General features: G+C 58.9%; 21 protein-coding genes and 1 other annotated feature. Of the genes, 17 read left to right on the top strand and 4 right to left on the bottom strand.

Annotation, left to right across the window (positions count from 1 at the left end; genetic code table 11):
- The first annotated feature begins 39 nt into the window (after nucleotides 1–39).
- From AC127K_RS13265 to leuB, 12 genes are all read left to right on the top strand, one after another.
- Nucleotides 40–1092 carry a polysaccharide biosynthesis protein gene (locus tag AC127K_RS13265; protein WP_294542640.1) on the top strand — a complete coding sequence of 351 codons (1053 nt, stop codon included), beginning with the start codon at nucleotides 40–42 and terminating at the stop codon, nucleotides 1090–1092.
- The gene (locus AC127K_RS13260; protein WP_483720935.1) at nucleotides 1079–2263 is read left to right on the top strand and encodes a polysaccharide biosynthesis C-terminal domain-containing protein; all 1185 of its coding nucleotides are present in this window, start codon (nucleotides 1079–1081) and stop codon (nucleotides 2261–2263) included. The genes AC127K_RS13265 and AC127K_RS13260 overlap by 14 nt, the downstream gene beginning before the upstream one ends.
- A 32-nt stretch (nucleotides 2264–2295) precedes the next feature.
- Nucleotides 2296–3435 (top strand): non-hydrolyzing UDP-N-acetylglucosamine 2-epimerase, encoded by a 1140-nt coding sequence (gene wecB / locus AC127K_RS13255; RefSeq protein WP_294542642.1) that lies wholly within the window; start codon nucleotides 2296–2298, stop codon nucleotides 3433–3435.
- Between the two features lie 22 nt (nucleotides 3436–3457).
- Entirely contained in the window at nucleotides 3458–4684 is a 1227-nt protein-coding gene (locus tag AC127K_RS13250) for a glycosyltransferase family 4 protein (RefSeq protein ID WP_483720934.1), read from the top strand.
- Between the two features lie 56 nt (nucleotides 4685–4740).
- Nucleotides 4741–5463 carry a glycosyltransferase family 2 protein gene (locus AC127K_RS13245; protein WP_483720933.1) on the top strand — a complete coding sequence of 241 codons (723 nt, stop codon included), beginning with the start codon at nucleotides 4741–4743 and terminating at the stop codon, nucleotides 5461–5463.
- A gap of 43 nt (nucleotides 5464–5506) precedes the next feature.
- Complete coding sequence (locus tag AC127K_RS13240; protein ID WP_483720932.1) at nucleotides 5507–5896, top strand: DUF2304 domain-containing protein; 390 nt, start codon at nucleotides 5507–5509, stop codon at nucleotides 5894–5896.
- A gap of 31 nt (nucleotides 5897–5927) precedes the next feature.
- Nucleotides 5928–7388, top strand: coding sequence for an MBOAT family O-acyltransferase (locus AC127K_RS13235; RefSeq protein WP_483720931.1), 1461 nt, complete (start codon nucleotides 5928–5930; stop codon nucleotides 7386–7388).
- A gap of 38 nt (nucleotides 7389–7426) precedes the next feature.
- Nucleotides 7427–8824, top strand: a complete 1398-nt coding sequence (locus AC127K_RS13230) for an SGNH/GDSL hydrolase family protein (RefSeq protein WP_294542875.1) — start codon at nucleotides 7427–7429, stop codon at nucleotides 8822–8824.
- 86 nt (nucleotides 8825–8910) lie between these two features.
- Nucleotides 8911–9190: a binding site (T-box leader), on the top strand.
- Between the two features lie 86 nt (nucleotides 9191–9276).
- Nucleotides 9277–10944 carry a 2-isopropylmalate synthase gene (locus tag AC127K_RS13225; RefSeq protein WP_483720930.1) on the top strand — a complete coding sequence of 556 codons (1668 nt, stop codon included), beginning with the start codon at nucleotides 9277–9279 and terminating at the stop codon, nucleotides 10942–10944.
- Nucleotides 10945–10974: 30 nt separating this feature from the next.
- Complete coding sequence (leuC, locus tag AC127K_RS13220) at nucleotides 10975–12234, top strand: 3-isopropylmalate dehydratase large subunit (RefSeq protein ID WP_483720929.1); 1260 nt, start codon at nucleotides 10975–10977, stop codon at nucleotides 12232–12234.
- A 2-nt stretch (nucleotides 12235–12236) separates the two neighbouring features.
- Entirely contained in the window at nucleotides 12237–12725 is a 489-nt protein-coding gene (leuD, locus tag AC127K_RS13215) for a 3-isopropylmalate dehydratase small subunit (RefSeq protein WP_294542934.1), read from the top strand.
- 1 nt (nucleotide 12726) lies between these two features.
- Entirely contained in the window at nucleotides 12727–13797 is a 1071-nt protein-coding gene (gene leuB, locus AC127K_RS13210) for a 3-isopropylmalate dehydrogenase (protein WP_483720928.1), read from the top strand.
- Between the two features lie 106 nt (nucleotides 13798–13903).
- Here leuB and AC127K_RS13205 read toward each other — a convergent pair whose 3' ends face one another.
- From AC127K_RS13205 to AC127K_RS13190, 4 genes are all read right to left on the bottom strand, one after another.
- Complete coding sequence (locus tag AC127K_RS13205; RefSeq protein WP_483720927.1) at nucleotides 13904–14587, bottom strand: hypothetical protein; 684 nt, start codon at nucleotides 14585–14587, stop codon at nucleotides 13904–13906.
- A 30-nt stretch (nucleotides 14588–14617) separates the two neighbouring features.
- The gene (locus AC127K_RS13200; RefSeq protein ID WP_483720926.1) at nucleotides 14618–15316 is read right to left on the bottom strand and encodes a hypothetical protein; all 699 of its coding nucleotides are present in this window, start codon (nucleotides 15314–15316) and stop codon (nucleotides 14618–14620) included.
- Between the two features lie 28 nt (nucleotides 15317–15344).
- Nucleotides 15345–15665, bottom strand: coding sequence for a PadR family transcriptional regulator (locus tag AC127K_RS13195; protein ID WP_294542942.1), 321 nt, complete (start codon nucleotides 15663–15665; stop codon nucleotides 15345–15347).
- 151 nt (nucleotides 15666–15816) lie between these two features.
- Nucleotides 15817–16347 (bottom strand): PglD-related sugar-binding protein, encoded by a 531-nt coding sequence (locus AC127K_RS13190; protein ID WP_483720925.1) that lies wholly within the window; start codon nucleotides 16345–16347, stop codon nucleotides 15817–15819.
- 406 nt (nucleotides 16348–16753) lie between these two features.
- Here AC127K_RS13190 and purE point away from each other — a divergent pair, with 406 nt between their 5' ends.
- From purE to purN, 5 genes are all read left to right on the top strand, one after another.
- Nucleotides 16754–17260, top strand: coding sequence for a 5-(carboxyamino)imidazole ribonucleotide mutase (gene purE / locus AC127K_RS13185; RefSeq protein WP_483720924.1), 507 nt, complete (start codon nucleotides 16754–16756; stop codon nucleotides 17258–17260).
- A 123-nt stretch (nucleotides 17261–17383) separates the two neighbouring features.
- Entirely contained in the window at nucleotides 17384–18097 is a 714-nt protein-coding gene (gene purC, locus AC127K_RS13180) for a phosphoribosylaminoimidazolesuccinocarboxamide synthase (RefSeq protein WP_483720923.1), read from the top strand.
- 41 nt (nucleotides 18098–18138) lie between these two features.
- A complete protein-coding gene (gene purF / locus AC127K_RS13175; protein WP_483720922.1) occupies nucleotides 18139–19611 on the top strand; it encodes an amidophosphoribosyltransferase in 1473 nt (490 codons plus the stop codon).
- A 20-nt stretch (nucleotides 19612–19631) separates the two neighbouring features.
- Nucleotides 19632–20672: a phosphoribosylformylglycinamidine cyclo-ligase gene (gene purM, locus AC127K_RS13170; RefSeq protein WP_294541990.1), complete on the top strand. Its 1041-nt coding sequence runs from the start codon at nucleotides 19632–19634 to the stop codon at nucleotides 20670–20672.
- Nucleotides 20669–21262, top strand: a complete 594-nt coding sequence (gene purN / locus AC127K_RS13165; RefSeq protein ID WP_483720921.1) for a phosphoribosylglycinamide formyltransferase — start codon at nucleotides 20669–20671, stop codon at nucleotides 21260–21262. Before purM ends, purN begins: the two co-directional genes overlap by 4 nt.
- Nucleotide 21263 lies beyond the last annotated feature (1 nt).

Genomic DNA, 21263 nt, shown 5'->3' with positions numbered 1-21263 from the left:
TGGCAATGATAAATCCAACAATATTACAGGAGGCCTATCATGGCAGACACGATTTTTAAGGGCAAGACTCTGTTGATCACCGGTGGTACGGGCAGCTTCGGACACACCGTCCTCAAGCATTTTCTGACCACCGACATCGGTGAGATCCGCATCTTCTCCCGTGACGAGAAGAAGCAGGATGACATGCGCCATGAACTGCAGGCCCATTATCCCGAACATTATGAAAAGGTCAAGTTCTATATCGGCGATGTGCGCAACATCCAGAGCCTGCGGGACGTGATGCCGGGTGTCAACTATATCTTCCACGCCGCCGCCCTCAAGCAGGTGCCTTCCTGCGAGTTCTTCCCCATGGAAGCGGTGCGCACCAACATCGAAGGCACCGACAATATGCTGCATGCCGCCATTGAGTCCAACGTGGAGCGGGTCGTCTGTCTGTCCACCGATAAGGCCGCATATCCCATCAACGCCATGGGCATCTCCAAGGCTATGATGGAACACGTCATCACCGCCAATGCCCGGGTATCCGCCCAGCGGGGCGGCCCGGTCATCTGCTGCACCCGGTACGGCAACGTCATGGCCAGCCGCGGTTCGGTCATTCCCCTCTTTGTGGAACAGATCCGTTCCGGCAATCCCATCACCATCACCGACCCCAACATGACCCGTTTCCTGATGAATCTGGACGAGGCGGTGGACCTGGTCATGTTTGCCTTTGAGCACGCCCGCCCCGGCGATCTGTTCATCCAGAAGTCCGACGCCTCCACCATCGGCGACCTGGCCAAGGCAGTTCAGACCCTGTTCGGCGATACCGGCACCCGCATCATCGGCACCCGCCACGGCGAAAAGCTGTACGAGACCCTGATGACCAAGGAGGAACGTACCCGCAGCGAGGATATGGGCGGCTACTTCCGTGTTTCGGCCGACAACCGTGACCTGAACTACGACAAGTATTTCATCAAGGGCGAAGTGCACACCCAGGCGGATGAGGATTACACCAGCCACAACACCCGTCGCCTGAACGTGGAAGAGACCATCGCCAAGATCAAGACCACCGATTATATCAAAGAGGAGCTGGCCAAAGATGGCAAGTGCTGAGTTCGACAAGCAGTCCCCCATTCTGATCACCGGGTCCGGCGGCTTTGTGGGCCGCAACCTGGTGGCCACCCTGCAGACCCGTGGCTACACCGACCTGATGCTGTTCGAGAAGGACGACACCCCCGAGACACTGGCAGATTATTGCCGTCGGGCCGCCTTTGTGGTGCACCTGGCCGGCATCAACCGTCCCAAGGATCCCAGCGAGTTTTATTCCGGCAACGCAGGCCTCACCGACACCATGCTGTCTTTGCTGGAAGAAGCCGGCAGCCGTGCCCCGGTGCTGGTGACTTCCAGCATCCAGGCCTCCCTGGACAACGACTACGGCAAGAGCAAGCTGCAGGCTGAACAGGCCATCTTTGCTCATGGTCAGCGCACCAGTGCGCCGGTGTTTGTCTTCCGGATGGAAGGGGTGTTCGGCAAGTGGTGCCGCCCCAACTACAACAGCGTGGTGGCAACCTTCTGCCACAATGTGGCCCACGGCCTGCCTATCCAGGTGCGGGACCCGGCCTATTCCCTGCCGCTGGTCTACATTGACGATGTGGTGGCCTGCATTCTGGACGCCATGGAAAAGGGCGAAGCGGTCCGGGATGAAACGGGCATCTGCCGGATTCATCCGGTGCATACCGTCACCCTGGGCCAGCTGGCCGAGACCATCCAGGGGTTTGCCAAGGCCCGGGGCGGCAAGGCTGCCCTGGCTCTGGGGACCGATGGTCTGCCTACCCTGGAAGTTCCCGACCTGACCGCAGACAGCTTTACCAAAAAGCTGTACTCCACCTACCTGTCCTATCTGCCTGCCGACGACTTTGCCTACGATCTGAACATGCACTGCGACAACCGCGGCAGCTTTACCGAGTTTCTGCGCACGCCGGAGCGCGGTCAGGTCAGCGTAAACATCTCCAAACCCGGCATCGTCAAGGGCAACCACTGGCATCACACCAAGAATGAAAAGTTTCTGGTGGTAAAGGGCGAAGGCGTGATCCGGTTCCGGCAGATTTTCTCCGACGAGGTCATCGAGTACCATGTCAGCGGCGAAAAACTGCAGGTGGTGGACATTCCCTGCGGTTATACCCACAACATTGAAAATGTGGGCGAAGGCGAGATGGTCACCGTGATGTGGGCCAATGAAGCCTTCGATCCGGCACATCCGGATACCTTTGCCATGCAGGTGTGAGCGTCTTACTTTACGATAGAAGGATGTTTTATATGAACAAGCTGAAGCTGATGACCATCATCGGCACCCGCCCGGAGATCATCCGGCTGAGTGCCGTCATCAAGAAGTGCGATAAATACTTTGACCAGATCCTGGTGCACACGGGGCAGAACTACGACTACACCCTGAACCAGATCTTCTTTGAGGACCTGGGCCTCCGGGCGCCGGATTTCTATCTGGACGCCGTGGGCAAGGACCTGGGCGAGACCATCGGCAACATCATTGCCAAGAGCTACGCCCTGATGGTGGAGCAAAAGCCGGACGCCCTGCTGATTCTGGGCGACACCAACAGCTGTCTGTCCGCCATCGGCGCCAAGCGGCTGCATATCCCCATCTTCCACATGGAAGCCGGCAACCGCTGCTTTGACGAGTGCCTGCCCGAGGAGACCAACCGCCGCATTGTGGACCACATTGCGGATGTGAACATGTGCTATTCCGAGCATGCCCGCCGGTATCTGAACGCCGAGGGCACCGCCAAGGAACGGACCTTCGTCACCGGCAGCCCCATGGCCGAAGTGCTGCACGCCAACCTGGAACGCATTGAAGCTTCCGATGTGCTGGAGCGCCTGGGCCTGGAACCCCAGCATTACATCCTGCTTTCGGCCCACCGGGAGGAAAACATCGACACCGATCAGAACTTCATCGACCTGTTCACCTCCATTAACCATCTGGCCGAAACCTACGATATGCCCATCCTGTATTCCTGCCATCCCCGCAGCCGCAAGCGTCTGGATGCTATGGGATTTTCTCTGGATCCCCGGGTCAAACTGCATGAACCCCTGGGCTTCCACGACTACAACCATCTGCAGATGAATGCTTTTTGCGTGGTGAGCGATTCCGGCACTCTGCCGGAGGAATCCAGCTTCTTCCTGAGCGTGGGGCACCCCTTCCCTGCCGTCTGCATCCGCACCTCCACCGAGCGTCCCGAAGCTCTGGACAAGGGATGCTTTGTGCTGGCCGGTATCCGGGAAGGCGGCGTGGAACAGGCGGTTGCCACCGCCGTGGCCATGAATGCCAACGGCGATAATGGCATCCCTGTTCCCTATTACACCGAGGACGTCTCCAACAAGGTCGTCAAGATCATTCAGAGCTACACCGGCGTTGTGAACAAGATGGTGTGGCGCAAACAGTAAGGAAAGGGCGTGGGCACCCCCGATGCCGAAAAAGCGAATTCTGGTTGTGACCCAGCACTTCTGGCCGGAGAATTTCCGCATCAATGATATTGTGGAAGGATTTCTGGATGACGGGCTGGAGGTGGATGTGCTGTGTGGCCTGCCCAACTACCCCAAGGGGGAATGGTTCGACGGCTATGGTCCCAACGGTCCTTTTGAGGAATATTTTCGCACCGCCCAGGTCTTCCGGGCCAGAGAGATTCCCCGCCGGGGCAACACCAGTGTAAACATCTTCCTCAATTATGTGAGCTGGCCGCTGTATGCAGCGGGCAACCTGCACCGGCTGCCCGGCGGGTATGATGCGGTGTTCTGCTTCAACACCAGCCCGGTGCTCATGTGCTGGCCGGCCATCCGGTATGCTAAACGCCATCATATTCCGCTGACCAACTATGTGCTGGACATCTGGCCGGAGAACCTGTACAGTGTTCTTCCGGTCCGGAACAAATTGCTGCGTGGCATTGCCCAAGGCGTCAGCGACTGGCTGTACAAGCGCTGTGACCGGCTGATTGCCATGAGCGATCTTTTGCAGCAGCGGCTGATTCAGCGTACCGGCAAAAGTCCCGAACAAGTCGCGGTGATCCCTCAGTACTGCGAAGATTTTTATGCGCACCCTCTGTACGACGAGGACCTGCATGAACAATTCGACGGACAGTTCAATCTGGTATTCACCGGCACCTTTACCCCAGCCCAGAGCCTGGAAACGGTGATTGAAGCCGTGGGACTTGCCCGCCAAAACGGTGCGGACAAACTGCATCTGCTGCTGGTGGGCGACGGCATGAGCCGGACGGCCCTGGAACGCTTTGTGCATGACCATGATGCCCAGGACTACGTTACATTTTATGGCAGCGTGCCGGCAGCAGATATTCCCCGCTTTACCGAACTGGCGGATGGTCTGATTGTTTCTTTGTCCGACTCACCCGACCTGGGTCTGACCGTACCCGCCAAGGTGGCCAGTTACATGGCCGCGGGCAAGCCGGTGCTGGCCAGCATGGACGGGGCCGGGTTCGCCGCTGTGCAGGCGGCGGGCGGGCTTTCCAGTCCGGCCTGCAACGCGCCTGCCCTGGCTGCCAACCTGAACCGGTTGTATGCCCTGAGCGCCGAAGAACGTGGCGCCATGGGCGCGAAGGCTAAAGAGTATTACCTGGCCCATTATCGTCGGGCCCAGCTGCTGCGCCGGCTGGAGGATTTTATCCTGACCCAGACGGTGTAAATCGTGATTCCGGACCCTGCCTGCGGCAGCGTGCCCGATAACTATGAGGTGTTGTTTTGCAAACCAAGGCCAAGATTCTGGTGTTGATCCCCTGCTACAATGAGGAGGCCAACATCGTCAAGACTGTGGAACGCCTGCGGGAGCTCTGCCCCGATGTGGACTATCTGGTCATCAACGACTGCTCCACCGACCGCAGCGCCGCCCTGCTGAAAGAGCACGGATATGAATACCTGGACCTGCCGGTGAACCTGGGCATCGGCGGCGGTATTCAGTGCGGGTATGTGTATGCCAATGCCAACAACTACGATGTGACCGTGCAGATGGACGGAGACGGTCAGCACGACCCCGCTTATCTGATGCATATTGTGGAGCCGGTATTGAACGGCGAACTGGACATGTGCATCGGCAGTCGGTTCATCCGTCATGAAGGGTTCCAGACCAGCTTCATGCGCCGGGTGGGTATCCGGTTTCTCAGCGGCATGATTTTTCTGCTGTGCGGCCAGCGCCTTCTGGACGTGACCAGCGGGTTCCGCGCCACCGGACGGGCCATGACCGAATATTTTGCCCGGAATTATGCAGCGGATTACCCGGAACCGGAATCCAATCTGGCTGCCTGTCTGGCCGGTTTCCGGGTGGGTGAAGTGCCTGTGATCATGCGGGAGCGCCAGGGCGGCGTTTCCAGCATTTCCAGTTTCAAGAGTGCGTACTACATGATCAAGGTCTCCCTTTCGCTGATCATTGACCGCCTTTCCATCAAAAAGATCCATCACCGGTCGTAACATTTTCTGCGGCTTCAACACTACTATTTTGAGGGGTGACCCCATGTCAGAAAAATTTCAGGCCTTTATGATCCTGGGCGCCTTGGTGCTTCTGATCATTATTTTTGTACTGCTCAAGCACGGCAAGATGACGGTAAAGTACAGCCTTTTGTGGATGTGCCTTTCCCTGGTGTTGCTGGTATTTGCTATTTTCCCGTACGTGGTGTATGTACTGCGGGACCTGATGGGCGTGGAAATGCCGGTAAATCTGGTATTTATGCTCATGTTCTGCTTTGTTCTGCTGGTGCTGCTGTCCCTGAGCATTGCCATCAGCCAACTGGCGGAAAAATCCAAGCGCCTGACCCAGGCTAACGCTATCCTGGAAAAACGGGTGCGGGAACTGGAAAAGGTCCTGCAAAAAACTGAGGAAGAGAAGAACAGCCCCCGGGGCTGACGGCGGTATGAGTTTTAGGATGGTGTAAAGGATGACGATAACCTCCCTGTTGTATCTGGGCTTTTTTGCGGCGGTCGCCCTGCTCCATTACGTCCTGCCCCGGGTGGCACGGCCGTATTTTCTGCTGGCGGCCAACTATGCCTTTTATTGCTATGATCCTTCCAACCGCCCGCTGGCGCTGGTGCTGGTCGGGGCCACCCTGCTGACCTGGGTCTGCGGGCTGGTCATCGGCAAAAGCCGGTCCAAAGTTGTACGGGTGGTCTTTTTGTTGCTGTCCATTGCCGGCGGCGTGGGCATCCTGCTGTACTACAAGTACTGGAACCTGCTGGCCGATGCAGTCGCCGGCATCACCCGCGGCAGCGTGCCCCATCTGGACCTGATTGCCCCGCTGGGGTTGAGCTACTTTACCTTTGCAGCCCTGAGCTACAGCATCGACGTATTCAAAAAGCGCTGCAAGGTGGAGCCGAACCTGCTGCATTATGCCATGTTCGTCAGCTTCTTCCCCACCATGATCACCGGCCCCATCGAGCGGTATCCCCATCTGCGGCCGCAGATCAAGAAGCCCCGCCGGTTCAGCTATACCCGGTGTGCAGGCGGGCTGTTCCGCATCCTGTGGGGCTACACCAAAAAGATGGTCATTGCCGACAATCTGAACCTGTACACCAGCTTCGTGTACGGCACGCCGGACACCATGAACGGCCCCAACCTGCTGGCGGCCAGCGTGCTGTTTGCCATCCAGCTGTACATGGACTTCTCCGGCTGCTGTGACATCGCCCTGGGCGTGGCACGGATTCTGGGATATGATCTGATTGAAAACTTCAACAGCCCCTTTGAATCCACCAGCTTCAGCGAGTTCTGGACCCGCTGGCATATCAGCATGACCGGATGGTTCCGGGATTACATCTACTTTCCCCTGGGCGGCAGCCGCTGCTGCATGGCCCGCCGCCTGATGAATGTCATCATCGTGTTCCTGGTGTCCGGACTTTGGCACGGGGCTGATTGGCGTTACCTGATGTGGGGACTTGCCTGCGGTGTTCTGTGCGCCTTCGGGCGGCTGACCTTCGGTGTGCGCAAGGCGGTGTGGAAGTACAATCCGCTGTACCGCGCCACCTGGTGCAAGAACCTGATCCAGCGGGTGTTTGTGTTTATCCTGTTTGTGGGCACCCTGGTCTTCTTTGCCAGCGCCCTGTACAACACCGACCCCTACGGCGTGTATGCCGGCCTCTTCCAGGGCTGGCAGGGCGGCATCGGCCCCGCGTGGGACAGTGTGCGCAATCTGCTGCATGACAGCGGCATCGACGGCCGTATGCCCGTGGTGCTGACCTGCGCTTCCCTGATTGTGTTTGCGGTGGAAAGCAATGGCCGCAGCGTAGCCCGCTGGATCCGCACCCAGAATTTTGCGCTGCGCTGGACCCTGTACTATGCGGCGGCGGCAGCGTTGCTGTTCTTCGGTGCCTTTGGTCAGAGCGCATTCATCTACCAGCAGTTCTGACTTGGCTTTTGTGTGATTCAGAGGAAGGAGCCCTTCGCATGGCACAACGTACCCAAACTCCCGTTCCCCAGCAGCCCCAGCGTGTGCACCGCTCCGGCCGCGTAGCCGCACCTGCCCGCCCTGCCGGAAAAAAAGGCGCCCGAAAGGGACCGGGACTCATCAAACGTTTTTTCTTCGGCCTTTTGCGCCGGTTGTATTTCGGCACCAAAACCCTGTCCCGGATTGTATTGCTGGTTCCCATTCTGGTGTTTATGGTGTGGGTCAGCTACACGGTGGACCGCAGCGGTCTGTTCCAGGGAGAACTGGCACCCCGCCGCATTGTGGACCTGATGCTCCAGGGCTACGACGTCACCAATTTTGAATCCATGGATGAGCGCCAGGTGGTACAGCTGTATGCCCAGGATGTACCCGAAACGCCCCAGGTTATCGGCATCGGTTCCAGTCGGGTGCTGCAGTTCAACCGGGAGCTGGTGGGCGTGGACAGCTTTTTCAACATGGGCGTGACCGGCGCCGATGTGCGGGACAATATGACCAGCTACTACAAAATGGTCACCTACGACAAAGCTCCGGAGGTCCTGATCTGGAGCGTGGATCCGTGGGTGTTCTACGGCAATGAGGCCGCCTATGACTACCGCGCCGACGCGGAGCTGTATAACGAATTTCTGACCAAGGTGCTGGGTGTTCCCACCGACTACGAAGAACCGGACAAGGTGGAGCTGTGGAAAGCATTGGTGGAACCGGCCTATTTCCAGGGAAATGTGGACTACTACGTCAAGAACCGTGGTCAGGACGTGGTGACCGATGACGACGGCAACACCATCGAGTTCAACCCCGTCACCGGAGATCCCTACGACCAGACCACCACCATCAAGCGTTCGGATGGCAGCGTATTGTATGACACCGCATTCCGCAACCAGACCCAGGAGCAGATCCTGGCTCTGGCAGCAGCAGCCAGCACCACCTTCAACAGCGTACATATGGAAGGGTTCGACGCCATGAGCGATACCCAGATCCAGGCATTTGAGGCGTTTATTGACTATGCTCACAGCCAGGGTACCACCGTCATTCTGGTGTTGTCTCCCTGGCACCCATTCCTGTACAATTATCTGCTCAACGAGACCGATCTGCACAAAGGATTTTTCCAGGTGGAACCCTGGATCCGGCAGTACTGTGCCGAAAACAACATTCCTCTGTACGGCAGTTACGATCCCGAATGCATTGAGGGCATCGAAGAGATGGACTTCTTTGACGGGCTGCACTGCAAGGACACCGGCATCAAGAAGTTCTTCCCCGGCGTGCCCGCTGTGCTGGAAGCGGTGCAGAACAACACCCTGCCCGATCCTCTGGCCACCACTCCTCGCACCAGCCTGCCCACTGCCAATGACGCTGCCGCTGCAGAAACCACCGACGAGACCACCGATGCGGATGCAGCCTGATTTTTGATCTGCTTTTTATCCAAAACTCAGAAAGAGTGCTTGACAGATTTTATGAAATCTGATACACTCGGTATTGTTATCAAATTGAAAATGCGTTGACGGGGAAAAAGCAGTACCAGTTTTCGCTTCAGAGAGCCGCCGGTTGGTGCAAGGCGGTGCGGAAGGTACGGCGTCACTGGCCCCTGAGCAGCCGGGTTGAGCGGCTATCAGCCGTTAGGTCCGGACGGAATCCTGACCGTTATCATGCAGGCGCGATTCGCCCCGAACAACGGGCCGATCGTACAGAGGGGCCGACTCCCTTTCCGGGTCGGCAATGAGAGTGGTACCGCGGGTACGGCATAACAAACGCTACTTCCCGTCTCTCAAAGGCAGCATTGCCTTTGAGAGACGGGTTTTTTGTTTATTTTTTCCGGCTTTCAAAGGCACCCACACCCTGAAGGAGGCAAATGATTATGATGGACGCTACCAAGTATCATGTCGGCTACTATCCCCCGCCGGTGGAACCGGGCCACGTGTATGAATGGCCGCAGAAGGACCACATTGAAAAGGCCCCGGCCTGGTGCAGCGTGGACCTGCGTGACGGCAACCAGAGCCTGATCGTGCCTATGAGCCTGGAAGAGAAGCTGGAATTCTACAATATGCTGCTGAAAGTCGGCTTCAAGGAAATCGAGGTGGGCTTTCCCGCCGCCAGCGAGACCGAATACGACTTTTTGCGCAAGCTGATCGATGAGAACCGCATCCCCTCCGATGTGACGGTGCAGGTGCTGACCCAGTGCCGCGACCACATCATCCGCCGCACCTTTGAGGCCGTCAAGGGCGCCCCCCGGGCCATCATCCACTTCTACAACTCCACCAGCGTGGCCCAGCGGGAACAGGTATTCCGCAAGAGCAAGGAGGAGATCAAGAAGATCGCCGTGGACGGCGCCAAGCTGGTCAAGCAGCTGAGCGAAGAGTACGAAGGCAACTTCCTGTTCGAGTACAGCCCCGAAAGCTTCACCGGCACCGAGCCGGAGTACGCCGTGGAAGTGTGCAACGCCGTGCTGGACGTGATGCAGCCCACCCCCGACCGTCCCATGATCATCAACCTGCCGGTCACGGTGGAGATGAGCATGCCCCATGTATACGCCAACCAGATCGAATGGTGCTCCAAGCATCTGAAATACCGGGACAGCGTCATCCTTTCCACCCATCCCCACAACGACCGGGGCTGCGGCGTGGCGGACGCCGAGCTGGCCGTGCTGGCCGGGGCCCAGCGCATCGAGTGCTGCCTGTTCGGCAACGGCGAGCGCACCGGCAATGTGGATGCCATCACCCTGGCCATGAACATGTACAGCCACGGCGTGGACCCCAAGCTGGACTTCTCCGACATGCCAGCCATCTGCGAAGTGTACGAGCGGGTCACCCGCATGCATGTGTATGAGCGCACGCCTTATGCCGGCAGCCTGGTATTCGCGGCTTTCAGCGGCAGCCATCAGGACGCCATCGCCAAGGGCATGAACTGGCGCAAGGAACACAATCTCCACGAATGGACCTGTCCCTATATTCCCATCGACCCCCACGACATTGGCCGCACCTACGACGCCGACGTCATCCGCATCAACAGCCAGAGCGGCAAAGGCGGCATCGGTTTCCTGCTGCAGCAGAACTACGGCTACAATCCCCCGCCGCGTATGCGGGAGGATCTGGGCTACCGGGTCAAGGATGTTTCCGACCACGAACACCGCGAACTCAGTGTGAAGGAAGTGCTCTACGTCTTTGAGCGGGCCTACCTCAACCACACCAGCCCGCTGAACGTCACCGAGGCCCACTTCATCCAGAACCCGGATAACACCATCACCGCCAACGTGACCTTGTCCTGCAACGGCGAGATCAAGACCTGTCAGGCCACCGGCAACGGCCGTCTGGACGCGGTGGCCACCGCCATTGAGCAGACCACCGGCATGCACTTCACCCTGGTGCATTACAGCGAGCACGCTCTGGATTCCGACACCGACAGCCGCGCCTGCAGCTATGTGGGGCTGAAATGGGCCAGCGGCGAAGAGACCTGGGGCTGCGGCACCCACACCGATATCATCGTGGCCGGTATCCGCGCCCTGGTCAGTGCCATCAACAACAAGTAAACCTGTCATAGAGGAACGGAGGTTTTTTCCATGGGAATGACCATGACCCAGAAGATTCTGGCCGCCCACTGCGGGGCCGACTCGGTCAAGGCCGGACAGCTCATCAATGCCAAGCTGGACATTGTGCTGGGCAACGATATTACCACCCCGGTGGCCATCAACGAATTTGAGAAGGCCGGTTTCAACTCGGTCTTTGACAAGACCCGGGTCAACATCGTGCTGGACCACTTTGTGCCCAACAAGGACATCAAGAGCGCCCAGCAGTCCAAGAAATGCCGGGATTTCGCCAACAAGTACGACATCCTGAACTTCTACGACGTGGGCACCATGGGCATCGAGCACGCTCTGCTGCCCGAAAAGGGCATCGTCACCGCCGGGGACTGCATCATCGGCGCCGACAGCCACACCTGCACCTACGGTGCGGTGGGGGCTTTCTCCACTGGTGTGGGCTCCACCGACATGGCCGCCGGCATGGCCACCGGCATGGCCTGGTTCAAGGTTCCCGCCGCCATCAAGGTGGTACTGAAAGGCGCCTTGAAAGCTCCTGTTTCCGGCAAGGACGTAATCCTGCACCTCATCGGGACCATCGGCGTTTCGGGGGCGCTGTACAAGAGCCTGGAGTTCGTGGGCGAAGGCGTTAAGAGCCTGACCATGGAGGACCGGCTGTGCATCTGCAACATGGCCATTGAGGCCGGTGCCAAGAACGGCATCTTCCCGGTGGATGAGACCTGCGAAGCCTACCTCACCGGCCGCAGCCAGCGTCCCTGGGTCAAGTACGAAGCCGACCCGGACGCCGAGTACGAGCGCACGGTGGAGATCGACCTGGACACCCTGGTGCCCACCGTCGCCTATCCCCATCTGCCGGAGAACACCCATCCGGCCGCCGAGGGCAAGGACATTGCCATTGACCAGGTGGTCATCGGCTCCTGCACCAACGGCCGTCTGAAGGATATGGAAGCGGCCTGGAAGATCCTGAAGGGCCGCCACATCGCCAAGGGGGTGCGGGCCATCATCATTCCCGCCACCATGGCCGTGTACAAGGAGTGCATCCTGCGGGGATACACCACCGATTTCATTGATGCCGGGTGCATTGTTTCCACCCCCACCTGCGGGCCCTGCCTGGGCGGGTACATGGGCATCCTGGCTGAGGGCGAGCGCTGTGTTTCCACCACCAACCGCAACTTTGTGGGACGTATGGGGCACGTGGATTCCGAAGTCTATCTGGCCAGCCCCGCTACCGCCGCCGCCAGCGCACTGACCGGCCACATCACCGACCCGAGGGAGGTTTGAAGATGAAAGCACAGGGTACTGTTTACAAATACGGGGACAACATCGACACCGACGTCATCATCCCCGCCCGCTACCTGAACACCCAGGACGCCAAGGAACTGGCCAGCCACTGCATGGAGGACATTGACAAGAGCTTTGTCACCAAGGTGAAGCAGGGCGACATCATGGTGGGCGGCGAGAACTTCGGCTGCGGCTCCTCCCGGGAGCATGCGCCCCTGGCCATCAAGTCTGCGGGCATTGACTGCGTCATTGCCAAAAGCTTTGCCCGCATCTTCTACCGCAATTCCATCAACATTGGCCTGCCCATTCTGGAATGCCCCGCCGCCAGCGAAGCCATTGCCGACGGGGACACCGTGGCCATCGACTTTGACACCGGCGTCATCACCGACGTGACCACCGGGGCCACCTTCCAGGCGGAACCGTTTCCCCCCTTCATCCAGAACATCATCCAAAAAGGCGGCCTGATGGCCAGCATCCGGGAGGGCAAGTAAGATGCAGAAAAACATTGCGCTCATCTACGGCGACTGCTCCAGCCCGGAGATCGTCACCCAGGCGGTGCGGGTGCTGGACAAGATCGCTGCCAAGCACGGCCACACCTTCACCTACACCCGCGCCTACATGGGCGGCGAGGCCATCGACAAGTTCGGTGATCCTCTGCCCCAGTCCGAGCTGGACAAATGTCTGGCCGCGGACAGTGTCCTGCTGGGCGCCATCGGCGGCCCCAAGTGGGAGGGCATGCCCGGGGACAAGCGCCCGGAAAAAGGCTTGCTACGGCTGCGCGCCGGGATGGGGCTGTACTCCAACAGCCGTCCGGCCAAGATCTGGCCCCAGCTGTCCGACGCCAGCCCGCTGAAGCAGGAGATCGTGGACAAGGGCATCGACTTCATCGTGGTGCGGGAGCTCATCGGCGGCGTGTACTTCGGGGAGCACAAAACCTACGAGGAAAACGGCGAGAAGATTGCCGTGGATACCATGCCCTACTCCGAGCACGAGATCGAGCGCATCGGGCGCATCGGTTTTGAGACGGCCATGAAGCGCCGCAAAAAGCTGACCTGCGTGGACAAGGCCAACGTGCTGGACACCAGCCGGTTGTGGCGTGCGGTCATGCACCGTCTGGCCGCCGAGTACCCGGAGGTGGAGTACGGCGAGATGTTCGTGGACAATGCCGCCATGCAGATCTGCAAGAACCCGGCCCAGTTCGACGTCATCGTCACCGAAAACATGTTCGGTGATATTCTGTCCGACGAGGCCAGCGAGATCACCGGCAGTATCGGCATGGTACCCTCCTCCAGTCTGGGCGAAGGCACCAATGGTCTGTATGAACCCATTCACGGTTCCGCCCCCGATATTGCCGGACAGGACGTGGTCAATCCCATCGCCTGCATCCTGTCCGCCGCCATGATGCTGCGGTACAGCTTCGGCATGGCGGCGGAAGCGGACGAAATTGAGGCCGCCGTATCCGCCGTGCTGGACGAGGGACTGCGCACCGCCGACATCATGCAGGAGGGCTGCACCAAAATCGGCTGCACCGCCATGGGCGACGCCATCCTGAAGCACATCTGAAACAGTCTTCAACCCGCCATTTCATCATAAAAGCACATACAAGCAACGCCCCCGCCGCAAAGAATACGGCGGGGGCATGCTTTTATGATGAAGTGGGAATGGCGGATCAGGCGCGGGTGTTTTCCCGCCAGGGGTGTCTGGCGGCCAGGAGATTGTAGCGAACGCCCCGGCACAAACGCAGCAGCAGGCCGAAAACCAGCAGCAACAAGCAGACAGCTATGGGCGGAAGCGGAAAGGTGCGGAAAGCGTCTTTCCACATCCAGGTGGTACAGACAAAGACAAGGGCAGCCAGATCCAACGTCGCAAGGAGCATCTTGGCCCCTATGTGTCCTTTGTTGAGCGGCGGCAGAAACTGCCGCCCCAACAGGATGCTGAAGGTTGCCACCAGAATCTGTCCCAGCAGCTGCAGCAAGAACATACCTGCATCCGTGGGGTCTCTGTCCGGCATAACGGCGAAGATCACTGTACCGATTGCCCCCACAGCAGCGGTCAGCAAAGCAAAATACCCGGTAACATAATCAATCAGGTTCCCATGGTGGATGGAGTCTGCCAGATTGCTGTAAAAGGCATCTTCATCCCCCAAAGTCTCCCGCAGGGTCTTCCCCTGCCGGTCCGCTTCCGCCGCCATCAGGATCAGGTCCCGGACCACAAGTTCCACTTCGTAGGAATTCCAGCTGACGGCTTTCAGCCAGTCTCTGGCCCGGTCCACCGAGTTTTTATCCAGATCGTTCAGGGCAGCCCGGTCTTTCCGGTTCTGCAGCCAGAGAGCGTGATATTCACTGAAGGCCATAGAGTATTTCTCCCCTCGTATGTTCAGGTTTTACTGCTGGGGCTGTTCCCGCCAGGGATGGTTGCGGGCGTAGCGGTTGTAACGGAAGTTCTGCCAGCACTGGCTTCCTATGGCCCAGGCCAGCTGGTACAAGATTACCAGCCAAAGAGGTCCCTGAACAGGATAACCCACCACTACCTTACTGAAGGCAATACACAGACAGATAAACACTGCTATTAAAAACAGATTCCACCCCAATTCCACCCATGTACCAAAACGAAGGCTCAGCTTATGCCCGATGCGATGCATCCAGGCACAAAGGCATAGCCAAAACAAAAACAGAACCGGAGCGGCCAGCGACCGAAGCAAATCCAAGTTAGCGTTTCCGCGGTTTACGATCAACATAATCACATTAAAAATGACCAATATCATGTATGCCGTAGGATACCATGTAGAAACATAGTCCAGTGGGCTTCCCCGATCAATACCGTCCACGATCTGGCGGCAGTATTCGTCTGGGTTGCCTCCCACGACCTGCTCCAGATCACTTCCCCGGGCCTCCGCTTGGGCCGCCATCCCGATAAGGTCTTTCCGCACCAGCTCAACCTCATAGCAGTTCCAGGTGTATGCCGACATACGGTCATATACCTGCCGCAGGATATCCTGATTCCGCTTGCTCAGGGTCGATTCTCGCAGCTTGTTTTCCTTGTACAGTTCCGTATATTCGTTTTGCACCAGTTTCTCCAGCATGATGGTCACCCCTTTCAAGGTCATAGATTCAATCCTGCAGGATGGCATCCACCGCCGCGGCGGTCAGCTGCCACGCTTGCTCAAATTCGGTCAGATAACAAATGCCGTCCTGGGTCAGGCTGTAATATTTGCGGCTGGGTCCGCTGGGCGAAGCCCGGTACTCCGCTTTCAGCAGCCCCTTGCGTTCCAGGCGCAAGAGCAGCGGATACAGGGTGCCTTCGTTCACGTCCGCAAAGCCCGCCTGCCGCAGAGCCGCCGCAATGGCATAGCCGTAGGAAGTTTCCCGGGAAAGGATTTTGAGGATACAGCCTTCCAATGTCCCCTTGTTCAGCTGGGAACGCTCAAACACCGCTGCCCCTCCTTTCACTACCTTGTATTGCAAGGTTCCTTCTGACTATATTGTAATACAAGGTAGTGGTGTTGTCAATCGGGTTCCAGAAAAAAAATCGCCCGACGGGGCGTTTCCCGTCGGGCGTATTTCCATAATAAAAGGCAACCGGTCAGCCTTTTTCCCAGGGAGAGCGGACAATCTCCCCAGAATCGACCTTGGCAAAGTCGGGCACTTCGGCTCCGGCTTTCACAATGCCGCCGGGTGCCACATGCACCGCGGTGCCCAGGCGGGCATCATGGTCCACGATGCTCCCCACATTGAGCAGACAGCCCGCCCCGGTCACCGCATTGGCGCCCACAAAGGCAAATGGCAGCACCACCGTGCCCACCCCCAGATGGGCGGATTCACAGACCTCCGCCGCCGGGTGGATGAACACCGGAAGCTGATAGCCTGCGGCACGCAGCTTCTGCAGCAGGTCCCGGCGCAGGTTGTTATCCCCAATGGCCACAAAGGCGTTGGGGCAGCGGCGCTGCAGTTCCGGGTCCACAAAATCCCGCAGGGTCCCGGCGCAGTCGGGGGCGTTGTCATCCAGATACACCGGGCTTCCCCAACCGGTATCGGCCAGCATCTCCCCCAGCTGTTTGCCGAAGCCGCCCCGGCCCAGCACCAGCACCTGTTTCCGATAGGACAAAATCGACATATACGTCGCCCCTTTCGTGTTTCTTTTGCCAGTATAGCACCTTTTTCGCGGAGGAACAAGACAAAATCCTTTTGTGAAAAAGTCATACTATCCATTTTTTTCGCCCATCAATTTCGACAAAAAGCACCAACGAAACAAGAGCCGCATGTGTAGTTGGCTGAAAAACAATGGGGCCACTTGCAATTTTTCCCATCCGGCTTTACACTAAATTTACAGGATGCCTCACTGTTTGTCGGGCGAATTTTTCAAAGGAGGGTGTTCCGTGCCGTATCCATTGTACAGAAACAATTTTATGCACCTGCACCCCTCCTGCACCCAAAAACAGGGCCGCCGTGTATCTCATCACCAGTAAGCGCAGTGTATATCTATACGCTGCGCTGTTTTATTTTTCAGGGAGGTCAAGTATATGGAAAACCGCAAAAAAGTAGCCGTGATCATGGGTTCGGACAGCGACTGGCCGGTCGTGAAGGGCGCATGCAGCGTTCTGAAAGAGTTTGAGGTTCCGTTTGAAGCCCACATCCTGTCCGCCCACCGCACCCCGGAAGCTGCCGCCGCCTTTGCCAAGAGCGCCCGGGACAACGGTTTCGGCGTGATTCTGTGCGCTGCCGGCATGGCCGCCCACCTGGCCGGTGCTTTTGCTGCCAACACCACCCTGCCGGTGGTGGGCATTCCCATGAAGGGCGGCACCATGGACGGCATGGATGCCCTGCTGGCCACCGTACAGATGCCTTCCGGCTTCCCCGTGGCCACCGTGGCCCTGAACGGTGCCAAGAACGCCGCTTACCTGGCCGTGGCCATTCTGGCGGTTTCCGATGAGGAACTGGCCGACAAGCTGGCCGCTTTCCGCGCCGACACCGCCGCCGCCATCGCCAAGAAGGACGCTGCTGTGGCTGCTGAGGCTGCCGCCCTGTAACACAGATTTGTGTTGCGCCCTCCTGTTAAAACAGGTACAATAGAAGTGTGGGATCTGCGTGCGGTACCGTGCCGCACGCCCAAAAATACAGTGGTTATTACATAATAAAAAGGAGAGTTTATCATGGATATCAAGGTTCTGGATCAGATGTACGAAGGTAAGGCCAAGCAGGTTTTCGCTACCAGCGACCCCGAGATCGTCATGGTGCACTACAAGGATGACGCTACTGCCGGTGACGGCGAAAAGAAGGGCACCATCCGCGACAAGGGCATCGTCAACAACAAGCTGTCCAACGCCCTGATGCAGAAGCTGGAAAAAGAGGGCGTGCCCACCCATTATGTGGAAGAGATCAACGACCGCGACACCTTTGTGAAGAAGGTGGAGATCGTGCCTCTGGAAGTCATCATCCGCAACGTCGCCGCCGGCCACTTCAGCCTGCGCATGGGCGTGCCCGAAGGCACTCCGTTCAAGACCCCCATCCTGGAATTCAGCTACAAGAACGACGATCTGCATGACCCGTTCATCAATCATTACTACGCCCTGGCCCTGGATCTGGCCACCCAGGAAGAGATCGACACCATCACCCGTTACGCCTTCAAGGTCAACGAAGTGCTGAAGAAGATCCTGCTGGATGCCAACATCCGCCTGATCGACTTCAAGCTGGAGTTCGGCCGCCTGCCCGACGGCACCATCATCCTGGCCGACGAGATCAGCCCCGACACCTGCCGTTTCTGGGATGCCACCACCGGCGCACACCTGGACAAGGACCTGTTCCGCCGCGACATGGGCGGTGAGGCCGACGCTTACCAGGAAGTCATGAAGCGTCTGCTGGGCTGAGACGCCCCTTGCCCCTTTTGCATGAAGAACGGAGTTTTGTAATGAGCGAAATGAGCCTTGAAAACACGGGCCTGCATGAAGAATGCGGCGTGTTCGGCATGTATGATTCCACCGGCCGGACCGACATGGTCAGCGCGGTGTACAGCGCTTTGTACGCCCTGCAGCATCGCGGGCAGGAAAGCTGCGGCATCGCCCTGAACGTGGACGGCGTTCTGACCGGCCACCGGGACTTAGGGCTGGTGAGCGAAGTGTTCACCAAGCGGGTGCTGGAAGACCTGCCCCACGGCGCCAAGATGGCCACCGGCCATGTACGGTATGCCACCTCCGGCCAGCGCAGCCGTTCCAACGCCCAGCCTATGGTTCTGCATCACTGCAAGGGCGCCATGGCTGTGTGCCACAACGGCAACCTGACCAACGCCGCCCGGCTGCGTCATCGGCTGGAAATGAGCGGGTCCATCTTCCACGGCACCTCCGATACCGAGGTCATCGGCTATCTGCTGACCCAGAACCGCCTGATTTCCCCCGACATCGAGACCGCCGTCTGCCGCACCATGGAGCAGATTGAAGGTGCCTACAGTCTGGTCATCATGACCCACACCAAGCTGATCGCCGCCCGGGACCCCCACGGGTTCCGTCCTCTGTGCATCGGTGCCTTGCCTGACGGTTCCGGCTTTGCCTTTGCTTCGGAAACCTGTGCTCTGGACGCCGTGGGCGCTACTATGCTGCGGGACGTGGAGCCCGGCGAGATCGTAGTGGCCGACCGCAACGGTCTGCGCAGCATCCGCACCCACTGCAACACCGCGCCTCACACCCTGTGTGTGTTTGAGTACATCTACTTTGCCCGTCCGGACTCGGTCATCGAGGGCACCTGTGTCCATGAGGCCCGCCTGCAGGCCGGCCGTTTCCTGGCCCAGGAGCACCCGGTGGACGCCGATGTGGTCATCGGTGCGCCGGACTCCGGTCTGGACGCCGCCCTGGGCTTCGCACAGGAGAGCGGGATTCCCTACGGCGTGGGCTTCATCAAGAACAAGTATGTAGGCCGCACCTTCATCCAGGGCAGTCAGGCACAACGGGAGAGCAGCGTGCGCATCAAGCTGAACGCCATCTCCTCCACCGTGGCCGGCAAGCGCGTGGTGCTGGTGGACGACTCCATCGTCCGCGGCACCACCAGTGCCCGCACCATCAAGCTGCTGCGGGAAGCCGGCGCCAAGGAAGTGCACTACCGCATTTCCGCCCCGCCCTTTGCTCATCCGTGCTATTTCGGCACTGACATTCCCGACGAAAAGCTGCTGATTGCCACCGGCCATACGGTGGAGGAGATCAACAAGCTGGTAGGTTCGGATACGCTGGGCTATCTGAGCATCGAGCATGTGCAGCAGCTGGCTCCCAAGAGCAAATGCGGCTACTGCGTGGGCTGCTTTACCGGCGAATACCCGGTGGACCCGCCCAAGGAACCCATGAACATTGTGTATGACCGGCCGCTGAGCCAGTCCAACACCAACAAAAAGCTGTGATGAAGAAGGAGTCAACGACCATGGAGAAAAGCTATTCTGAAAGCTATGCCGCTGCCGGTGTGGATATTACCGCTGGCTATGAGGCCGTGCGCCTGATGAAGCAGTATGTGGCCCGCACCATGAACGACCACTGCATCGGCGGCCTGGGCGGTTTCGGCGGCCTGTTTGAGCTGGACTGCACCGATATGCCTCATCCGGTGCTGATCTCCGGCACCGACGGCGTTGGCACCAAACTGCGCATTGCCCAGCTGATGGACCGTCATGACACCATCGGCATCGACTGCGTGGCCATGTGCGTCAATGACATCATCTGCGCCGGTGCCAAGCCGCTGGTCTTCCTGGATTATATTGCCTGCGGCAAGAACGTGCCCGAGCGCATCGCCGAGATCGTCAAGGGCGTGGCTGAAGGCTGTGTGCAGGCCGACTGCTCCCTGGTGGGCGGCGAGACCGCCGAGCATCCCGGTGTGATGCCGGAGGACGACTACGACCTGGCCGGTTTCACCGTGGGCGCCGTGGACAAGAGCAAGATCCTGGACAACTCCACCATGCAGGCGGGCGATGTGATCATTGCCCTGCCTTCCACCGGTGTGCATTCCAACGGGTTCTCTCTCGTGCGCAAGATCTTCGACCTGGAAAACAACCCCGACATCCTGAAGAAGCACTTCGATGAACTGGGCTGCACCCTGGGCGAGGCTCTGCTGGCTCCCACCAAGATCTACGTCAAGCCGGTGCTGGCTCTGATGAAGGAAATCACCGTGAAGGGTGTTTCCCACATCACCGGCGGCGGCTTCTACGAAAACATTCCCCGCAGCCTGAAGGACGGCTGCTGCGCCCGCATCGCCAAGGCGGATGTGCGTACCCCTGCCCTGTTTGAGCTGCTGGCCAAAACCGGCAACATCTCGGAACACGACATGTTCAATACCTTCAACATGGGTGTGGGTATGGTTCTGACTGTGGCTGCCGAGGACGCCGACAAGGCCATCGAGATCCTGAAGGCCAACGGCCAGGATGCCTACCGCCTGGGCGTGATTGCCGAAGGCGAAGGGGTGGAACTGGTATGAAAAACGTCGCGGTATTGGTATCGGGCGGCGGCACCAACCTGCAGGCCATCCTGGACAGCGAACACCGGGGAGAGAACCCCAATGGTCGAGTGACCCTGGTGGTGGCCAGCAAACCGGGCGTGTATGCCCTGACCCGGGCGGAAAACGCCGGGGTCAAGACCGCCGTGGTAGCCCGCAAGGAGTACGCCGACAGCGCCGCCTTTGACGCGGCTCTGCTGGCTGTCCTGCAGGAAAACCAGATCGACGTGGTGGTGCTGGCAGGCTTTTTGAGCGTGCTGGGCCCCAGCGTCATTGCCGCCTATCCCCGGCGCATCCTGAACGTTCATCCCAGCCTGATTCCCAGCTTCTGCGGACCGGGCTTCTATGGACTGCGGGTGCATGAGGCCGCTCTGGCCCGGGGTGTCAAGGTGACCGGTGCCACGGTGCATTTCGTGAACGAAGAATGCGACGGCGGGCCCATCCTGCTGCAGAAGGCTGTGGCCGTACAGCCGGACGATACCCCCGAAACTTTGCAGAAGCGGGTGATGGTGGAAGCCGAATGGCAGCTGCTGCCCCGCGCTCTGGCCATGGTTTGCAACGACGAGGTGTAAT

This window comes from Subdoligranulum sp. DSM 23681, from assembly GCF_057005535.1.
This window is presented reverse-complemented; position numbering and strand designations above follow the sequence as displayed.